Annotated in this window: 14 protein-coding genes and 1 tRNA gene; 9 read left to right on the top strand and 6 right to left on the bottom strand. The window is 62.7% G+C overall.

Features of this window, described 5'->3' with window-relative positions; all coding sequences use genetic code 11:
- Positions 1–334 precede the first annotated feature (334 nt).
- From SBP01_RS00190 to SBP01_RS00170, 5 genes are all read right to left on the bottom strand, one after another.
- Positions 335–2032, bottom strand: coding sequence for a M24 family metallopeptidase (locus SBP01_RS00190; RefSeq protein ID WP_320537047.1), 1698 nt, complete (start codon positions 2030–2032; stop codon positions 335–337).
- A gap of 3 nt (positions 2033–2035) precedes the next feature.
- On the bottom strand, positions 2036–2815 hold the full coding sequence (locus SBP01_RS00185) for an ABC transporter ATP-binding protein (RefSeq protein WP_320537046.1): 780 nt from the start codon (positions 2813–2815) through the stop codon (positions 2036–2038).
- A gap of 61 nt (positions 2816–2876) precedes the next feature.
- Positions 2877–3944, bottom strand: a complete 1068-nt coding sequence (locus tag SBP01_RS00180; protein WP_320537045.1) for an ABC transporter substrate-binding protein — start codon at positions 3942–3944, stop codon at positions 2877–2879.
- Positions 3945–4024: 80 nt separating this feature from the next.
- Positions 4025–4873, bottom strand: coding sequence for an ABC transporter permease (locus tag SBP01_RS00175; protein ID WP_320537044.1), 849 nt, complete (start codon positions 4871–4873; stop codon positions 4025–4027).
- A 229-nt stretch (positions 4874–5102) separates the two neighbouring features.
- Positions 5103–5567 (bottom strand): RidA family protein, encoded by a 465-nt coding sequence (locus SBP01_RS00170; protein WP_320537043.1) that lies wholly within the window; start codon positions 5565–5567, stop codon positions 5103–5105.
- A 234-nt stretch (positions 5568–5801) separates the two neighbouring features.
- On the opposite strand from SBP01_RS00170, the gene SBP01_RS00165 reads away from it, so the two are divergent.
- The 8 genes from SBP01_RS00165 to SBP01_RS00125 all read left to right on the top strand — a co-directional run bounded on the left by SBP01_RS00165 (position 5802) and on the right by SBP01_RS00125 (position 16070).
- Positions 5802–6713 (top strand): LysR family transcriptional regulator, encoded by a 912-nt coding sequence (locus SBP01_RS00165; protein ID WP_320537042.1) that lies wholly within the window; start codon positions 5802–5804, stop codon positions 6711–6713.
- A 190-nt stretch (positions 6714–6903) separates the two neighbouring features.
- Positions 6904–7854, top strand: coding sequence for a 5-dehydro-4-deoxyglucarate dehydratase (gene kdgD / locus SBP01_RS00160; RefSeq protein ID WP_320537041.1), 951 nt, complete (start codon positions 6904–6906; stop codon positions 7852–7854).
- 241 nt (positions 7855–8095) lie between these two features.
- Positions 8096–9703, top strand: a complete 1608-nt coding sequence (locus SBP01_RS00150; protein WP_320537040.1) for an aldehyde dehydrogenase (NADP(+)) — start codon at positions 8096–8098, stop codon at positions 9701–9703.
- On the top strand, positions 9700–11028 hold the full coding sequence (locus SBP01_RS00145) for an enolase C-terminal domain-like protein (protein WP_320537039.1): 1329 nt from the start codon (positions 9700–9702) through the stop codon (positions 11026–11028). Before SBP01_RS00150 ends, SBP01_RS00145 begins: the two co-directional genes overlap by 4 nt.
- Positions 11029–11128: 100 nt before the next feature.
- Positions 11129–12049: an AEC family transporter gene (locus tag SBP01_RS00140; protein ID WP_320537038.1), complete on the top strand. Its 921-nt coding sequence runs from the start codon at positions 11129–11131 to the stop codon at positions 12047–12049.
- 218 nt (positions 12050–12267) lie between these two features.
- Positions 12268–14085 carry a calcineurin-like phosphoesterase family protein gene (locus tag SBP01_RS00135; RefSeq protein ID WP_320537037.1) on the top strand — a complete coding sequence of 606 codons (1818 nt, stop codon included), beginning with the start codon at positions 12268–12270 and terminating at the stop codon, positions 14083–14085.
- A gap of 142 nt (positions 14086–14227) precedes the next feature.
- On the top strand, positions 14228–15355 hold the full coding sequence (locus SBP01_RS00130; protein ID WP_320537036.1) for an L-talarate/galactarate dehydratase: 1128 nt from the start codon (positions 14228–14230) through the stop codon (positions 15353–15355).
- A gap of 10 nt (positions 15356–15365) precedes the next feature.
- Positions 15366–16070 carry a FadR/GntR family transcriptional regulator gene (locus SBP01_RS00125; RefSeq protein WP_320537035.1) on the top strand — a complete coding sequence of 235 codons (705 nt, stop codon included), beginning with the start codon at positions 15366–15368 and terminating at the stop codon, positions 16068–16070.
- A 146-nt stretch (positions 16071–16216) separates the two neighbouring features.
- Here SBP01_RS00125 and SBP01_RS00120 read toward each other — a convergent pair.
- Positions 16217–16299 (bottom strand) — tRNA-Leu (locus tag SBP01_RS00120).
- A gap of 331 nt (positions 16300–16630) precedes the next feature.
- Between SBP01_RS00120 and SBP01_RS00115 the strand changes: the two genes are divergently transcribed.
- Positions 16631–17374 carry a DUF3662 and FHA domain-containing protein gene (locus SBP01_RS00115; RefSeq protein ID WP_320537034.1) on the top strand — a complete coding sequence of 248 codons (744 nt, stop codon included), beginning with the start codon at positions 16631–16633 and terminating at the stop codon, positions 17372–17374.
- Position 17375 lies beyond the last annotated feature (1 nt).

Here is a 17375-nt window from a genome sequence, read left to right as displayed (position 1 = left end):
CCTGGGCTAGCGTCACTGTAGACGCGGAGCGCAGAAGACTTCGAAAATCCAGTGCAGACGACTTCTGAAAACGATACGAATCCGCGTGTGTGACTTTCGGCCGTAAGCGGGGAGCAGTTCATAGCCCCATTCGCTACACCCCATTGATCGAAATGACCCACCAAGAGGTGCTGCTCGAGGTTTAGATTGCGCTTACGCGGGGGCCGACAAGGGAGCGGCATTGGGCTTAACTGTGAGACCTTATCTCGTCAACGCAGCCAGTGCCTGAGCCCGATGGAATATCGGGCTCAGGCAACTTTCGGGGAGCAGCTCGCCCCGCGCGAACCCCTTTTGCTCAGAGCAATGTCATCACGTAGGTCTTGTCCTTGCCGATGAACCACATGTCCTCGGTGCCGATCGCGTGGTCCCCAAATCGCCAAGGGATCTCTGCTGCACCCATCGAGCCAACATGCAGGACATGGTCGTAGCCGGGGCGCAGCTCGTTGGCGAAGGACTCCTGCTTGCCCATGAGGTGGCCGACGTTGCGCTTCTTGTACTCGGAAACGAATTCGATCCCCGTAGCCAGCATCCCCAGTTCTTCCAGCCGCTGCCTGTTCGCCGTCAGTGCCACCATCGCCGTGGCGTGCACATCCGAGCAGACCACTCCCGGCTTCAGTGCACCGATAATGTCCTCGCGCATGATCCGTGTGAGCAGATCGTAGGCTTCTTTACCTTCTGGTGTCAGCAACAACGAGCGAGCCATATCGCTCGTGGCCAGAACCACGCCGCCGCCGGTGACTTTGACCCCAGCATCCAGCTGGATGCACTTCGTGTCGCCATCCAAGGGGAAATCGGTGGGTGGACCGGGGAAGAGCATCCGGGTCGAGGAGTGAAGGTTAGTGAAATATGGTTCGATGCAGAACGGGATTGAGTGCAGTTCCCTGAACGACTGGATCGCTTCCAGATACACCGCGTACACGGCGTTCTCGGTCAGGAAGTTGCCAGAGCTGATCTGTCGCTGTGCGTAATCCAGTGCCTGTTCAATGCAGGTGACGCTGGCGCGTGCCGCAATAAATTGGAAGGGCAGATCCTCGTGGTCGCGGATATCGCGCCAGTGTCCCAGCGGGATCGATGCGTTGGAGGTTTTCAGGCCGCGCTCGGCGAGTTCGACCCCCAGCCGGGCACTGATCCAATGTTCCTCGACGCCCAACGTCTTCCCGCCCAGCACCTGTTCCACTGCATGCGCCACGGAGTCGAATTTGCCTCTCGGCACCCCGGGGATATCCATGCGATCGGCCGACGCGATCAGCACTACGGTGTCGGTTCCCCTCGCCCACAGGGCCACGGTGCTTTCATCTGATTCGAGGCCGGTGGCTTCAGAGAAGTTCGGTGGCGAGGCCAGCAGGAAGCCATCCACACCGAGATCACCGGCAAGAATTTCAAGTCCGGTGTACCTGGTGTCAACGTCAGACGTGAATTCTTCGGCCAAACCAGCGAGGTGTCCGATGCTGTCCACCAAGGAGTGGGCGACTCCGACACCGGATTCACGCAGGTTTTTGAACTTTTCAAGAACGTCCCCGACCTGGATTTCGTAGGCCCGAACCGTCTGTTCCGGGGCCTCGGGCAGGGTGACCGCAACCCGATCGCCGATCGCCTGATAATGGGCCAGCGGGATGCCATCGTCGAACTCTACGGGATTGCCGGCGGCCAGTGTCTCCACGACGTCGACGAACTTGGGAAGGACGGGGATGCCATCGGTGATCCGTTTGTCGATGGTTACCCACGGCTCGTACATCTTTAGGTCCTCCAGGGCGACACCTGCCGAGAGCAGGTTTCCCATTTCCTGTTGCCGGGCCATCAGGAACGTGCCGGATGTGGTTTCCGCCAGGAGCGGGGTTACAAGCTTCTTGGAGTCCAACCGGATATTTGTGAAGAGCAGCTGCCCCACGGGGTCGATCCCGTAGCGTTCGCGGACGGCTTCAACATTGCTGATCAGTCGCATTCTCATGCCTTTCGGTTCTTCGTTGTGGTTAGAGCCGGGTAGTTGCGCCAAGGTCTAGCTGATGGCTCCGGGTGTGCCGATCAGGGCTTCGATTTGGCGCTCATAAATGCCGAATTCCGGTGAGTACCGGTGTTCGCGGGTCCGCAGCCGGGGAATGTCGATCTTAATGTCGGCCACAATGCGCCCGGGACGGTCGCCGACGACAATGACCCGGTCCGCCAACCAGATCGCTTCGGGGATACTGTGGGTCACGAACAGTACGCTCTGCTTTGTTTCGTGCCAAATGCGCTGAAGCTCGAAGTTGAGCGTGTCTCGGGTCATGGCATCGAGCGCACCAAACGGCTCGTCCATAAGCAGGATGTCGGGGCGGGACACCAAAGCCCGGCAGATGGCCACCCGCTGCTGCATGCCACCGCTAAGTTCGTAGGAGAACTTTGTTGCTTGATCTCCCAGCCCAGCCATCTCCAACAATTCACGTGCGTACGCTTTGACATCCGGGGTCACTGCTTTCCTGAACTCCATCGGTAGCAGTACATTGTCCAAGTTATTCCGCCAGGGCAGGAGCACCGGCGCTTGGAAGACCATCGCCAGTTCACGCAATGCCGACGAGACGTCTTTACCCTTGAGCAAGACCTCACCCGAGGTGTTAGAAATGAGCCCGGAGATGATTCGAAGCAGAGTGGTCTTTCCGCTACCTGATTGTCCGACGACCGAGACGAATTCCCCGGGAGCAACATCAAAGTTGCAGCCTTCGAGGGCCGTATGGAACCGGCCATCCCTGGTTTTGTAGGTCATGCCCACGTCTTTGACTTCAATGACAGCGCTAGTGCTCATGATGATTCCTTTCCGGCGCATCCGTCGATTTCAGCAGTTGCTTTTTGTATCCGATGCACGGTTAGGAGTCCTTACCCGGCAATGCAATTTTGGTGTCTTTCTTGATGGGTTCAACAAAATCGTTGGTGTACACGTCGGAGGGCTTGAGTGCTGAGTTTTGCAAGCCGAGGTAGGTGGCCGCCGTATCGATGGACTTGGCCACCCCGGCATCGCTCATCGCCCCGAATCCTGTGGCCTCGTTCTCTTCCGTCCAGGTCAGGCTGCACTGGCCGTCGAGGGCGTTTTTCACTGCCGCCGGATCGAATCCACTAACCTTTTCCATAAGGTCTGCTGCCGCCTGTTCCTGGTTCTGGCAGGACCACAAGAATCCCTTGGTCATGGCGCGGTTAAAGCTCTTGACCAACTCGGGGTCCTTGGCGATTTTTTCGTCACTGGCCACGATTCCATTGCCGTACAAGTGGAAACCGAGGTCTCCCCACTTCAGAATGACCGGGTCTTTGCCCATGCCGACCAGCACCGGGCCGTCGGAAACGAAGAGTGCCAGGTTGGCATCCCACTGATTGGCCAGCAGTCCGGGAATCTTCGCTTCGCTGGCCGCGTGAACGACAGTCACGTCACCTTCGGTGAGCCCTGCTTTTTGCATGGCCAGCGGCCACATGGCGGTCATCGCCCCGGCGCCCTCGGTTGCCACCTTCTTCCCCTTCAGATCTCCCCACGACTTGATCCCGCTTTCGGGCAAGGCCACTGTCGCATATGCGTCTGTGGCTTGAACCAGGGCAACTTGCTTGACACCCATTCCCTTGCCTTGGTTCAGCACAGTGACACCGAAGTCCGCCCAGCCGAAGTCCACCTTGCCGGTGTTCACTGCCACAACCGTGTTGTTGGAACCCGAGCCCGGAAGCAATTCGAGGTCGATTCCCTCTTCCTTGAAGAAACCCTGTTTGACGGCCGAGAAGAACGGAGCGTGCTTGGGCAGGAAGGCAACGTCGGTCATCATGGAGACCTTTTTAAGTCCCTCCGCACCGTTGGCCCCGGAACCGCATCCCGCCAGGCCAAGACCAAAACCGAGCACAGCGGTGGCGGCCACTGACTTGCCGAGGGCCTTCTTGATCGTTTCTTTCGCATTCATTGTGTGAGCCTTTCCGGTTCGCAGCCTGGGGGCTGCAGTCAAAATCAGGGGGAGTTCAAATAACGACAATCAGAGTGGTTTTACTTGCCTGCGTCGCGCCAAGGCAGCAGCTTCTTGCCCAGCTGGTCTATAAAGAGGAACAAGAGCAGCGAGATCGTCGCCAGAACCATAAAGGCAGCGAACATGGAGGCCAAGTTCACTTGACTGTTGGCCAGCAGCACGATGTGCCCGAGCCCCGAGGAGCCGGCAATGAACTCGCCGACAACTGCGCCGCCCACTGCCATGGAGATAGAGATCTTCATGCCGGTAAACAGGTTGGGCAAAGCGTAAATGAACTCGATCTTCGTCATCTGCATGAAACGGCTGGCCTTGTTGATCTTTGCCAGCTCCCGGAGTTCGTTGGGGACCGAGGACAGCCCGTCGAAGGTGTTGATGACCAATGGGAAAAAAGCGATGGCCATCGATACGAAAGCCTTGGATTCGAAGCCGAAACCGAACCAGACGATGAACAACGGTGCCAATGCCACCTTGGGGATGGTGTCGATGGCAATCAACGTCGGGTAAAGGAAATGCCTGACGAACGGCACATAAAAGAGCACCGCTCCGCAGACGATGCCCAAGGCCGCGCCCAATGCGAAGCCCGCCAAGGCCTCCTGCATGGTGATCCAGCTGTGTTCCAGATAGAACAGCGGGCGTTCGGCGAGTTCTTCAAAGGCCGCCAGCGGACCAACCAACAGGAATTTCGGCATCTTGAAGATGCGGACCACGACTTCCCACAGTGCCAGCATCATCGCCAAGCCGAGGATGGCCTTGACCGCTGGGTTCAGCAGGATAGTGGAGAGCGGCTTCTTACGGGCATCCGGGCGCTGGACCTTCAGCGGACTTTCGATCTGCGGGGGCCGGTCCTCATTGACCGTTGCTTGCTTCACGGTATTCCTCTCAAACAAAATGGGGGTCCTATTCCCGTTGCCATGGTCGCAGCGGCATTTCGGACTATCAGGCGGGAAGATTCGATGTTCTCGTTTGATCCAGTATTGGGGACTTAACAATACCTGTCTAGAACTTATTTAGCATCTTTCATGACCCAAAAGGTATCGAACTCCCGCCCGCTTGAGACATTGGCCGCGGCGGGTGTTAAGCCGGACTTCCGGTCGCGATCTACTCCCGGAGCCCAAACAGCGCCTCAATCTCGACCATCGAATTGGCGGGAAGCATGCGAACGCCGAGCGCCGTCCTGGAATGCCCGCCCGCCTCGCCTAGCACCGAGCGAAGAAGCTTTGATGCCCCGTCGATAACCAAGGGCTGATCAAAGAAATCGCTGGAACTGGCCACATAGCCGTTGAGCTTAAGAAGTCGGTCAACGTTTTCCAGCCCGACGGCCGCTTCCACCTGGGCCAGGATATTCAGTGCACAGAGTTCAGCCGCGCGGACCCCGATATTTATGTCCTTTTCGGGGTCCATGGTTCCGGTAAATTCGATCACTCCATCGCGACGGGGAATCTGCCCGGAAACAAACAGCAGGCCTCCCCACCGGGTGGTGGCTTCATACGCGTACTTGGGCAAGGAGGCCTGCGGCAGTTGCAGTTCCAGGTCAGACAGGCGCGAGGTGATTTCGGGATTCATAAGATTTATCCATTTCAGTGGTTGGCTTGCCTGATCCTCAGTCCCCGCTCAACCGGGTAGACAGATTCAGGCAAAGAGAGTGTGCTTCGACCAGGTGTAAAAGCAGGGTTTCGAACCTGGCGGGAGGGGAGGGGTGGAAGCAACGAACAGAGTTAAACATTTGAACGTTCCTTTGTCCAGCATCATGACCGGGACGGTCGCCACCTTGAAACGTCGAGTTTTTTCGGTGGTAATGTGACCCACACTATGTATTCACTGGACCAGCTGCGCGCCTTTGTCGCCGTGGCCGAAGAACTCCATTTCGGCAGGGCTGCCGAGCGACTGGACATGACGCAGCCCCCGCTGAGCCGACAGATCCAGAAACTGGAAAAGGACATCAAGGTTCTGCTCTTCACCCGGGACAACCGCCAAGTGGTACTCACTCCGGCCGGTAAGGCGTTCCTGGCCGAAGCGCGTAGCCTTCTGGCCCACGCCGAGAGCGCACCCGAATTGGCTCGGCGCATTGCGGCTGGCTCACTGGGTCTGATTCGCATCGGGTTCACCGCAGGATCTAGCTTCGGATTGCTCGGCAAGCTGCTAGCTGAGATATCCACGGAACTGGTCGGTATTTCCATCGACCTTCGCGAAATGGTCACCAGCGAACAACTCAACGCCCTCGAGATGGGCCAGATTGATCTGGGACTGGGGCGACCACCCGTAGACTCCCGCGTCTTCGAGGCCATGACCGTCGGCAGGGAGGCCCTCGTCGTCGCAGTGCCGGCCGGACACAGATTGTGTGCGCTGGACCGGCCTCTGACGCCAGAAGACGTCGCCTCCGAAGCCATGGTCATGCATTCGCCGATCAAGGCCCGATATTTCTACGATCTAACGGTCCGCGAGGTGCCGACAAGCAGCGACCTGGTCGCCCACACTGCCAGCCAGATCCTCACGATCATCGCTCTGGTCGCCGGGGGTCACGGAATCGCCATGGTTCCGGAATCGACGAAGGTTATGGGATACCAGGGCGTGAGCTATCTTCCGTTCCGGGGCGGTCGGGAAAACCCTGTGGAACTTCAGGCCGTCTGGAAGAGGGGGTCCGGGAATCCTGCTCTCGAAAGGGTACTGGATCTCTTATCGCGCCGGTTTGCGGGCCCTCCTGTGCAGTAGCTTCGCACGGGCGCTGGCACTTTCGCAGAGGACTTCGACGTTGGACCTCATAGGCGCAACTCCGGAGAATACCTTTTAAGTATCAATCCATACAATAATTGGCTTGGACAAGTATCAAAAGCGTTCATACGGTGGTGGAGAACCATTCTAATTGTGCCCGCCGGGCGCACACCGCAAAGGACAATGAACCGTGGCCCAATACGCACCCCAGGAACTCGCCGCCAAGCTCAAAGATGGCTTGCTGTCCTTCCCCGTGACCGCTTTCGACGCGGAGCTGAACGTCGACGAAAAGAAGTACCGTGAACATCTGGACTGGCAGTCCAGTTTTGATGTAGCTGGCCTCTTCGCCGCGGGCGGGACCGGTGAGGGGTTCAGCCTTTCAATCGAGGAAAACGCCCGGGTCGTCCGTATGGCGGTCGAAGAAGCCGGCTCACGGGTCCCGGTGCTAGCCTCCGCTGGCGGGGCGACCGGGCAGGCCGTCCAAAACGCCAAGGACGCGGAATCAGCGGGCGCAGAAGGCTTATTGCTTCTGCCTCCTTACCTGACTGAATGCGATCAGGCCGGCTTGGAACGCCACGTCTCGACCATATGCTCGAGCACCGACATCGGCGTAATCGTCTACAACCGCGCCAATGCCATCTACTCGGCAGACACCGTGGCCCGCCTCTCCGAACGCCATGAGAACTTCATCGGGTTCAAGGACGCAACTGGCGACATCGAGCACCTGACTAAGGTCTACTCAAAGAACGGGGACCGTCTGTTCTACCTCGGCGGCCTTCCCACGGCAGAGACCTTTGCCCTGCCGCTACTACAGCTGGGAATGAGCACCTATTCTTCGGCGATGTACAACTTCGTCCCGGAGTTTGCGCTGGACTTCTACCGCGATGTCCGGAACCAAGACCACGCAGCCGTCACCGAGAAACTTAACCGCTTCGTGCTCCCATATCTGGAAATCCGTGACCGGGTCAAGGGCTACGGCGTCTCCATCGTCAAGGGCGGGCTGAAAGCCGTGGGACGCGATGGTGGATTCGTTCGCCCGCCGCTCCAAGACCTGACTGAGCAGGACATCGCCGACCTGACAACGCTGGTCGACGCCGCCGGAATCCGGTCGGCCACATTGGCCGCGGCGCACTCCGCCTGACCGCCGGAGGGGCGGTCTTCACGAGGAAACCGCCGCCCCTCCGGGCCCGTCATCAGGGGCCCGACTCCGTACCTGGACATCCGCGACCGCGTGAAGGGCTACTCTGTGTCCATCGTCAAGGGCGGACTGGACGTCATCGGCCGCCCGGTCGGCGGTGTCCGCCCGCCGCTACAGAACCTGGCGGACCTCAAAACCCTCATCGCCACCATCTCCTGATCCCCCACTCCAAGGAGTAACCACAGTGACACTCACCGGACATTCCCTCATCGCCGGCCAGGCCGTCGTCGGCGGCGGCACAACAGCCTTCGGCTTCAACCCCGCCACCAACGAACAGCTCGAGCCCGCGTACTCGCTGATCACCGAGGATCAGCTCACGACGGCGACCTCCGCCGCCGCGGCTGCCTACCCCTCGTTCAGCACGCTGGATCCCGCAGCTCACGCGGCGTTCCTGGACGCCGTTGCGGACAACATTGAGGCCATCGGCGATGAACTGATCGTCCGGGCCGGCCAGGAAACCGGCCTGCCTGCCGCCCGGCTGACCGGCGAACGCGCCCGCACCACCGGGCAGCTGCGGCTCTTCGCCAACGTGGTCCGCCAGGGCGATCACCGCGGCGTCCGCATCGACCCCGCCATCCCGGACCGCACACCGATGCCCCGCGCTGACATCCGCCAGCGCCAGATCCCGCTCGGTCCGGTGGCCGTGTTCGGCGCGAGCAACTTCCCCCTGGCCTTCTCGACGTCGGGCGGCGACACCGCGTCCGCCCTCGCCGCCGGCTGCCCGGTGGTGTTCAAGGCCCATAACGCCCACCCCGGCACCGGCGAACTGGTGGGCCACGCCATCGCCAAAGCGGTTGCCGATGCCGGCCTGCACCCCGGCGTCTTCTCCCTGATCTACGGCCCCGGCAGCAGCATTGGCCAGGCCCTCGTGGCCGACCCCGCCATCAAGGCCGTGGGCTTCACCGGATCCCAGTCCGCCGGCATCGCGCTGATGCGCACCGCCGCCGCCCGGCCCGAACCGATTCCCGTGTACGCCGAAATGTCCTCGCTGAATCCCGTCTTTGTGTTCGAGGGTGCCCTCAGCGGCTCCGCCGAACAGATCGATGCTCTGGCCGCCGCCTATGTCGCTGCCGTGACCGGAAGCTCAGGCCAGCTCTGCACCTCCCCCGGACTCCTGTTCGCCCCCGCAGGTGAGCTGGGTGACAAACTTGCTGCCGCCGTCGGCCGCGCCGTTTCCGCCTGCGCGGGACAAACGATGCTCACCGAGGGAATCGCGGGATCCTGGAACGCCGGCGCCGAAGCCCTTGGTTCGGCCGATGGCGTCACCGTCGTTGGGCAGGGCACTCCGGGTCCCACCGAGAACGCCCCCGCCCCCGCCATTTTCGGCACGCAGGTCCGGGACTTTGTCACCAACCACGTGCTGCACCAGGAGATCTTCGGCGCAGCATCGCTGGTGATCCGCTACTCGTCCACCGCGGAACTGCTGGACGCCATCGGCCGGCTCGAGGGCCAGCTCACCGCGTCGCTGCAGCTTACCGAGGCGGATTACGCGACGGCGGCACCCCTGATTCCCGCGCTCGAGCAGAAAGTGGGGCGCATCATCGTGAACGGCTGGCCCACCGGCGTCGAAGTGGGCCACGCCATGGTCCACGGCGGACCCTTCCCGGCCACCTCGGATTCCCGCACCACCTCCGTGGGCACCCTCGCCATCAACAGGTTCCTCCGGCCGGTGGCCTACCAGAACCTCCCCCCGGAACTGCTGCCGGCTCCGCTGCAGGATGAGAATCCGTGGCAGCTCAACCGGCGGGTCGACGGCACTGTGGTTGCCGCAGATGCGGAGGTCAACGCATGAGCACCCAGCCCACTGTTGCCCGCGTGGAGGTTGTCCCGGTGGCCGGCCACGACAGCATGCTGATGAACCTCAGCGGCGCGCACGGCCCGTTCTTTACCCGCAACGTGGTCATCATGACCGACTCGGACGGGCGCACCGGCCTGGGCGAAGTGCCCGGCGGCGAGAAGATCAAGGCCACCATCGAGGAAGCCGGGGCGCTGATCAGCGGCAAGCCGGTGGCGCGCTACCGTTCCCTGCTGCGGGAAGTTGCCGCGGAATTCGCAGACCGCGACGCCGACGGCCGCGGCCTGCAGACGTTCGACCTGCGCACCACGGTCCACGCAGTCACCGCCGTCGAATCTGCCCTGCTGGACCTGCACGGCCAGTTCCTGGACGTTCCCGTCGCGGAGCTGCTCGGTGACGGGCAGCAGCGCACGTCGGTGCCCATGCTCGGCTACCTCTTCTTTATTGGAGACCACGCCCGGACCGACCTGCCGTACCTGGTGGAGGACGCGCCGTCGGACCGGTGGGAAAAGCTCCGCCGGCAGGAGGCCATGACGCCCGAAGCGGTGGTGGCCCTGGCCGAAGCCGCGCAGGAGCGGTATGGCTTCAGCGACTTCAAGCTCAAGGGCGGCGTGCTGTCCGGGGACGACGAAGTGGATGTGGTTACCGCGCTGCACGAGCGTTTCCCGGAGGCCCGGGTCACCCTTGATCCGAACGGCGGCTGGCTCCTGGAGGAGGCCATCCGGCTGGGCAAGCGGATGCAGGGTGCTGTGGCGTACGCCGAGGATCCGTGCGGTGCCGAAGGCCGGTTCTCCGGCCGCGAGGTCATGGCCGAATTCCGCCGCGCCACGGGCCTGAAGACGGCCACCAACATGATCGCCACGGACTGGCGCGAGATGTCGCACGCCGTCCGCAGCAACGCCGTGGACATTCCGCTGGCGGACCCGCACTTCTGGACCATGTCCGGATCGGTCCGGGTGGCGCAGCTGTGCAACGAGTTCGGGCTGACCTGGGGATCGCACTCGAACAACCACTTCGACATCTCGCTGGCCATGTTCACCCACACCGGTGCGGCCGCGCCGGGCGAGATCACCGCACTGGACACGCACTGGATCTGGCAGGACGGCCAGGGGCTGACCAAGAACCCGCTGCAGATTAGGGACGGCGCCATCTCGGTGCCCTCCGCTCCCGGGCTGGGCATCGAACTGGACCGCGCTGCACTGGACAAGGCGCACGAGCTGTACCTGCAGCACGGACTGGACGCCCGGGACGACAGCATCGGCATGCAGTATTACGTGGACGGCTGGTCCTTCGACCCGAAGCGGCCCTGCCTGGTGCGCTAGGGTCTCCGCCGTACGGTTCCGCACGGCCGGTCATCCTTCCAAGGGGAAGCGGCCGTGCGGAGCCCAACAGTTCAATACAGTTCAATAGAAGGGCGCATGTGTGGGCGGCGTTGTATCCGGCATCCTGATCGTCTCCGCCGTCATCTTTGTGGGCTACCTTTGCGCCCGGCTGAGGATTTTGGGCCCGGAGGTCCAAGGTGCACTGACCCGCACCGCCTACTACGTCACCAACCCCGCCCTGCTGTTTACGGTGGTGGCCGGCAGCGACATCCCGGCCGCGCTCGGAACCGACGCCCCGCTGGCGCTGCTCTCGGCAGCGATAGTGGGGCTTCTCTATGCCCTGGCGAGTTTCCTGTTCTTCCGGCGTCCTGTGGCGGAGACCGCCGTCGGGGCCATGGCCAGCAGTTACGCGAACGCCAACAACATCGGCATTCCGGTGTCCCTCTATGCGGTGGGCACCGCCCAGCACGTGGCTCCGGTGCTGCTGGTCCAGCTCCTGGTGATGGCGCCGTTCTACCTCACCGTGATGGGGTTGGCCTCAGGGTCCCCGCTTTCATGGAAAAAGACGCTGCTCACGCCGTTCGCGAATCCCATGATCATCGCGTCGGCACTGGGCGTGGTGGTGGCACTGACCGGCTGGGATGCACCTGATGTGCTGCAGAAACCCGTCGACATGCTGGCGGGCGGAGCCGTTCCAATGGTTCTGCTGGCCTTCGGCTTGTCCCTCGCCGGGCGCGCGCCGCTGCAGAAGGACGACGGCCGGGTTGAAACGCTCGTGGCCACGTTCCTCAAGAGTGCCGGCATGCCGGCGGTGGTGTGGGTGCTGGGCCGGTTTGTCTTTGGCCTGGAGGGGCAGCACCTCCTGGCCAGCGTGATCATGGCAGCCTTGCCCACGGCCCAGAACGTCTTCCTCTTCGCTTCTCCCTACGGCCGCGGCATGACCGTGGCCCGTGACGTCATCCTGTGCACCACCGTGCTCAGCGTGGGGGCGCTCGTGGGTGTCGCCTGGCTGGTGGGGTAGTTCGGCGGAGGCACCCATTCGGCTCGTCGGCGCCGTTTACCGAAGCCGGGAGAAGGATATCGGATTGATTTACCCCTTCGTTGAACAACCGGAGGGGTAGGGTTGCCGGCCGGCGAGGTGCGCATCGTTTCCCTTTTGACTGCCGTTTACCAAACTGGGAAAGAGTTGCATGGCCGGCTACGGACCGGCCCACATCACTCAACCGGAGGTCTAATTTCGTGCATCCTTCCCTCAAACCCCACCCTAAACGGTTGTCCGGCCCGCTGCGCCTGACCGGTGCCCTGGCTCTGCTCGCCACCGGGGCAATGGTTGGCCCTACGGTGTCCGCCTTTGCCGCTCCAGCCGAGGCAGGCTGGGATTCCTCCGCGTACCGCGGAGGAGTCGAGGTCATCAAGGCCCCGACGGCAGACCAGCAGACCCTCGACGGAACCGTGTTCGACGACAAAAACAGGAACTCCACGCAGGAATCCGGCGAGCCGGGCCTGCCTGGGGTGACCGTCTCCAACGGCCGCGACGTTGTCACGACCGACGGCCAGGGCCGCTATGAGCTGCCGGCCTTTGAAAACATGACCGCCTTCGTGACCCAGCCACGCGGCTACCAGGTGCCCGTCGATGCAAACAACGTCGCCCAGTTCTTCTATCACCATCTGCCGGCAGGCTCCCCGGAGCTGAAGTACGGGGGCATCGCCCCTTCCGGCGCCCTACCGGACAAGGTGAACTTCCCGCTGGCCCAGAGTGAACTAACCCAGTCTCCGGAACAGCACTGCGTGGTCGGCGCCGATGTCCAGACCTACAATCAGAAAGAGGTGGAGTTCGCACGCGACGGCGTCTTCACCGACCTGGCCGCCCGCAGCGACTACGCCGGCTGCGGCGCCCTGTTCATCGGCGACATCGTGGGCGATGACCTGTCCTTCTACTCACAGACCCGCGAACTGACCTCCATGCTCAACGGGCCGGCCCGCTTCCTGCCCGGCAACCACGACCTGGACTTCGACGCACTCGACGGCGAGCATGAATTCGACACCTACCGTGCCCAGTTCGGCCCGGAGTATTACTCCTACGACGCCGGCAAGGCACACGTGGTTGCACTCAGCAACATCCAGTACCCGACGGTGATCCCGGCTAAGAAGGGCAGCTACGCGTACGGTCTGGGCGAACGTCAGCTCGAATGGCTGCGCCAGGACGTCGCCACCGTACCCAAAAACAAGGCGATCGTGATCGCCTCGCACGCTCCGCTGCACGAGTTCTTCTACTCCAGCGGCTACACTCACGCCCAGATCGGTGAAATCTACGAGATCCTCAAGGGCCGTGAAGTGGTCTCCCTCGCGGGGCACACCCACATGTCTGAGAACCTCCGCCAGGGCGACCTGATGGCCGGCTGGACTGAGAAGCTCGGCGAGGCCGGTCTTCCGTTCACTCACCTGACCGTCCCGGCAGTGTCCGGCCAGTGGTACAACGGCCGAGTGCTTGAAGCGGGCTTCCCCACCGCAGTCCAGCGCGACGGAACTCCTCCGGGCGTGCTGACGCTGGATATCAAGAACACGGAAATCAAAGAGCGCTTCACCGCCACCGGTGACGACGGCTCCGACCAGATGGCACTGGGGATCAACTCCCCGACCTACCGTGCTTGGTTCGACGAATACCGGAACCAGCGCGGCAAGGCCCCGGCCCCCGAGAACCCGAACGCCGTAACCCAAGGCGAACTCAGTGAGACCTGGCTGACCACCAACTTCTGGATGGGTTCCACCGGCTCCACCGTGAAGGTATCCCTCGACGGCGGCGCGGTCACCGAGGCCACGCGGACCCAACCGATGACCGCCAACGATGTCCCGCTGATCGGCGCCGAGTACACCGACCCGGTCGCGACCCTCGAGCAGCTGGTGCATGGCGGCGGCCTGCACGACCGCACCTCACACCTGTGGCGTCTCCAGTTACCGTCCGACCTGGCCGTCGGCGGGCACACCGCCCGGGTCACCGCGATCGACGTGCACGGCCGCGAGTTCACCGAGACCGTCACGTTCGAGGTCACACAGTAGTTCTGCTTCCGAGGTGTGGCATCCACTTTGGCATGGGTGCCACACCTGGGATGCCGGTGCAATGCTTGTAATACAAGTAGTTGACTTGTATCCTAAGTAGCAGGGCAATGCAGCCCGGCCAGCCTGCTTTCGAGGAGCATTCATGAGTACCGTCGACTTCATCCGGCATGTCAAACTTTCCACCGCCCGGCTCCCGCTGGCCGTCCCCATCAGTGATGCCAAGGTTTTCACCGGCCGCCAGAAGCCCATGACCGAAGTGGTGTTCCTCTTCGCCGAGATCACCACCGAACTCGGCCACACCGGCCTGGGCTTCAGCTACTCCAAGCGCGCCGGCGGCCCCGCCCAGTACGCGCATGCCAAGGAAGTCGCCGAAGGACTCATCGGTGAAGACCCCAACGACATCGGCAAGATCTATACCAAGCTCCTCTGGGCCGGCGCCTCCGTGGGCCGCTCCGGCGTCGCCACCCAGGCCCTAGCCGCCATCGACATCGCCCTCTACGACCTCAAGGCCAAGCGCGCCGGCCTGTCGCTGGCCAAGTTCCTCGGCGCATACCGGGACTCCGTCCAGGCGTACAACACGTCCGGCGGCTTCCTCAACGCCTCCCTCGAGGAAGTGAAGGCACGGGCCACCGTCCTGCTCGAAGAAGGCATCGGCGGCATCAAGATCAAGGTGGGCCTCCCCGATACCAAAGAGGACCTGCGCCGTGTGGCGGGCATCCGCGAACACATCGGCTGGGACGTTCCCCTGATGGTGGACGCCAACCAGCAGTGGGACCGTGCCACCGCCCTGCGGATGGGCCGGCAGCTGGAGCAGTTCAACCTCATCTGGATCGAAGAGCCGCTGGACGCCTACGACTTCGAAGGCCACGCCCACCTCGCGAATGTCCTGGACACGCCTATCGCCACCGGCGAAATGCTCGCCTCAGTGGCCGAACACAAGGGCCTTATCAACGCCAACGGCTGCGACATCATCCAGCCGGACGCCCCCCGCGTGGGCGGCATCACCCAGTTCCTGCGCCTGGCCGCATTGGCGGACGAACGCGGGCTGGGCCTGGCGCCGCACTTCGCCATGGAAATCCACCTGCACCTCGCAGCAGCCTATCCGCGCGAGCCGTGGGTGGAGCACTTCGACTGGCTGGACCCGCTCTTCAACGAACGCCTCGAAACGAAAGACGGCCGGATGATCGTGCCTGACCGTCCCGGCCTGGGCGTAACCCTCAGTGACCAGGCCCGCGCCTGGACCACCGAGTCCGTGGAGTTCGGCGCGTAACCTTGAACGCATGACCCGGAACCTGACCGCGGACCTCACCGCAGAGCTTCGCACCCGCATCGTGGACGGTGCCATCCAGCCTGGAGACAAACTTCCCAGCGAGAACGAACTGATGGGGGAATTTAGTGTCAGCCGCACCGTGGTGCGTTCGGCGCTGACACGGCTCCAGGCCGAGGGCCTCGTGGAAACCGAGCGCGGGCGGGGCAGCTTCGCGCTGACCCCGCCCGACGACGGTCACCAGCCCGTTCCCGGCAGCCGCCCAGTGGCAAGCGCTGAGGACCGCCTGCATCTGCTGGACTTCCGGCTAGGCGTGGAGGCTGAGGGAGCCGCCCTGGCCGCCCGGAACCACTCGGAACGCCAGCTCAGGACCATCAACTCCGCCCTGGACCAGTTCACCGCCAGTGCCGGGCATCCCGGCCACGCCATGAAGGCGGATTTTGAGTTCCACCGCGCCATCGCAGCCGCCTCCGGCAACCCCTTTTATACCGACTGCATTGCCGCACTCGGCCACACCATGATCGCGATGCCGCGCACCCGGCTGCTCACCGACGTCGAGCATTACGCACGCGACCACTTCGACCAGGTGGTCCACGAGCACCGGTCCATCGCCGCCGCCATCGCTGACGGTGATGAAAGCGCGGCCGCCGCCGCAATGCGGGCTCACCTGGCGAATTCCCGACGCCGGTTCAAGGCTTCCGCGCGGCAAACTGGCTAAGACTCCCCGCAGCACGGTCTTTTCCCCGCGGCGTTACTTAGGGAAAAGACCATCCGGAGGGGAAAAGCCGGCGGCAGCGGCATGAACCCGTCACGGCGTTAAACAGAAGGAACCCCGGTCCGAAGACCGGGGTTCCTTCCAATGCGTGCGCGAGGGGGGATTTGAACCCCCACGCCCTTTCGGACACTGGCACCTGAAGCCAGCGCGTCTGCCGTTCCGCCACTCGCGCGCAACTTCTTTTCCTCGAATCGCGGCGGGTTTCCCCGGTCCGCAACCTTGTAAAAGCAGCGAGATCAAGCATAACGGACATCAGAGGTAAAACACCAATTGAGCTCTCAAGGCCTCCGCAACAACCCCGGAGAACCGAGCTTCCAGCGCGGAAAACCGAACTTTTCCGGCCGCCCGGCCGTTGGGGATTAAGGTCATTCACATGCCTGCCCAGTAGTATCTGATGTAGTAGTGCCTGCCGCTGCACGGCGGAGCACCGCATACTTACCTGCGCTGCTGGTTGAGTTCCGGAACGATTACTGCCCCGCAGCCGGGGGGAAAGGAGAAGGACCATGGGATTGCTGGACAAGGTCGAGCGCGGCATCGAAAAGGCCGTCCGCGGTGTCTTCTCCACCGGCTCGCGGGCCCAGGTGGAACCGGTTGAAATCGCCAGCCGCCTCCGCCGCGAACTCGACCATAAGGCCCTCACCGTTGCCGCCGGCCGCACGCTGGCCCCCAACGTTTTTGACGTCGAACTCAGTGACAACGACTTCACCAGAGCCCAGGAATGGGGAACGCCCCTCGCCGAAGAACTCTGTGATGTTGTCATCAACCACGTCCGCAGCCAGGGCTACACCTTGCAGGGGCCGGTCCGGATCTCGTTCCGCCGTGCCGAGGAGCTGCGTGCCGGGGACTTCGAAATTGCCTCCTCCACGGAGAAGTCTTCCGGTTCCCCCGCCGCCCCGGCGCCCAGGCCCAACCTTCCGGCAGCCCCTACACGGCAACCGGTCCGGCTCCAGCCTGTGCTGGACATCGACGGCCAGCGGTATTCACTCAATGCCCCCTCCATCGTCCTCGGACGCTCGTCCGAAGCTGACATTCTGGTGGATGACACCGGCGTCTCGCGGCGCCACCTGGAGATCCGCACCGAAGGCGGCGTGACCAGCGCCATGGACCTCGGGTCCACGAACGGCAGCTACGTCAACGGCCACAAGGTCGCGGGCAGCACCGAACTGACAGACGGCTCCACAATCACGATGGGACGGACAAAGATCATCTTCCGCCTGCTCCCCGCCAACCCTGGTGGCCGCCCGTGAG

The organism is Pseudarthrobacter sp. IC2-21 (genome assembly GCF_034048115.1).
Classification (GTDB): Bacteria; Actinomycetota; Actinomycetes; order Actinomycetales; family Micrococcaceae; genus Arthrobacter; species Arthrobacter naphthalenicus.
This window is presented reverse-complemented; position numbering and strand designations above follow the sequence as displayed.

What these genes read in the sequence shown, in the direction of transcription:
- SBP01_RS00185 (WP_320537046.1), bottom strand. Translation starts at nt 2,815, where the DNA reads ATGAGCACTAGCGCTGTCATTGAAGTCAAAGACGTGGGCATGACCTAC.
- SBP01_RS00180 (WP_320537045.1), bottom strand. Translation starts at nt 3,944, where the DNA reads ATGAATGCGAAAGAAACGATCAAGAAGGCCCTCGGCAAGTCAGTGGCC.
- SBP01_RS00170 (WP_320537043.1), bottom strand. Translation starts at nt 5,567, where the DNA reads ATGAATCCCGAAATCACCTCGCGCCTGTCTGACCTGGAACTGCAACTG.
- SBP01_RS00145 (WP_320537039.1), top strand. Translation starts at nt 9,700, where the DNA reads ATGAGCACCCAGCCCACTGTTGCCCGCGTGGAGGTTGTCCCGGTGGCC.
- SBP01_RS00130 (WP_320537036.1), top strand. Translation starts at nt 14,228, where the DNA reads ATGAGTACCGTCGACTTCATCCGGCATGTCAAACTTTCCACCGCCCGG.
- SBP01_RS00125 (WP_320537035.1), top strand. Translation starts at nt 15,366, where the DNA reads ATGACCCGGAACCTGACCGCGGACCTCACCGCAGAGCTTCGCACCCGC.
- SBP01_RS00115 (WP_320537034.1), top strand. Translation starts at nt 16,631, where the DNA reads ATGGGATTGCTGGACAAGGTCGAGCGCGGCATCGAAAAGGCCGTCCGC.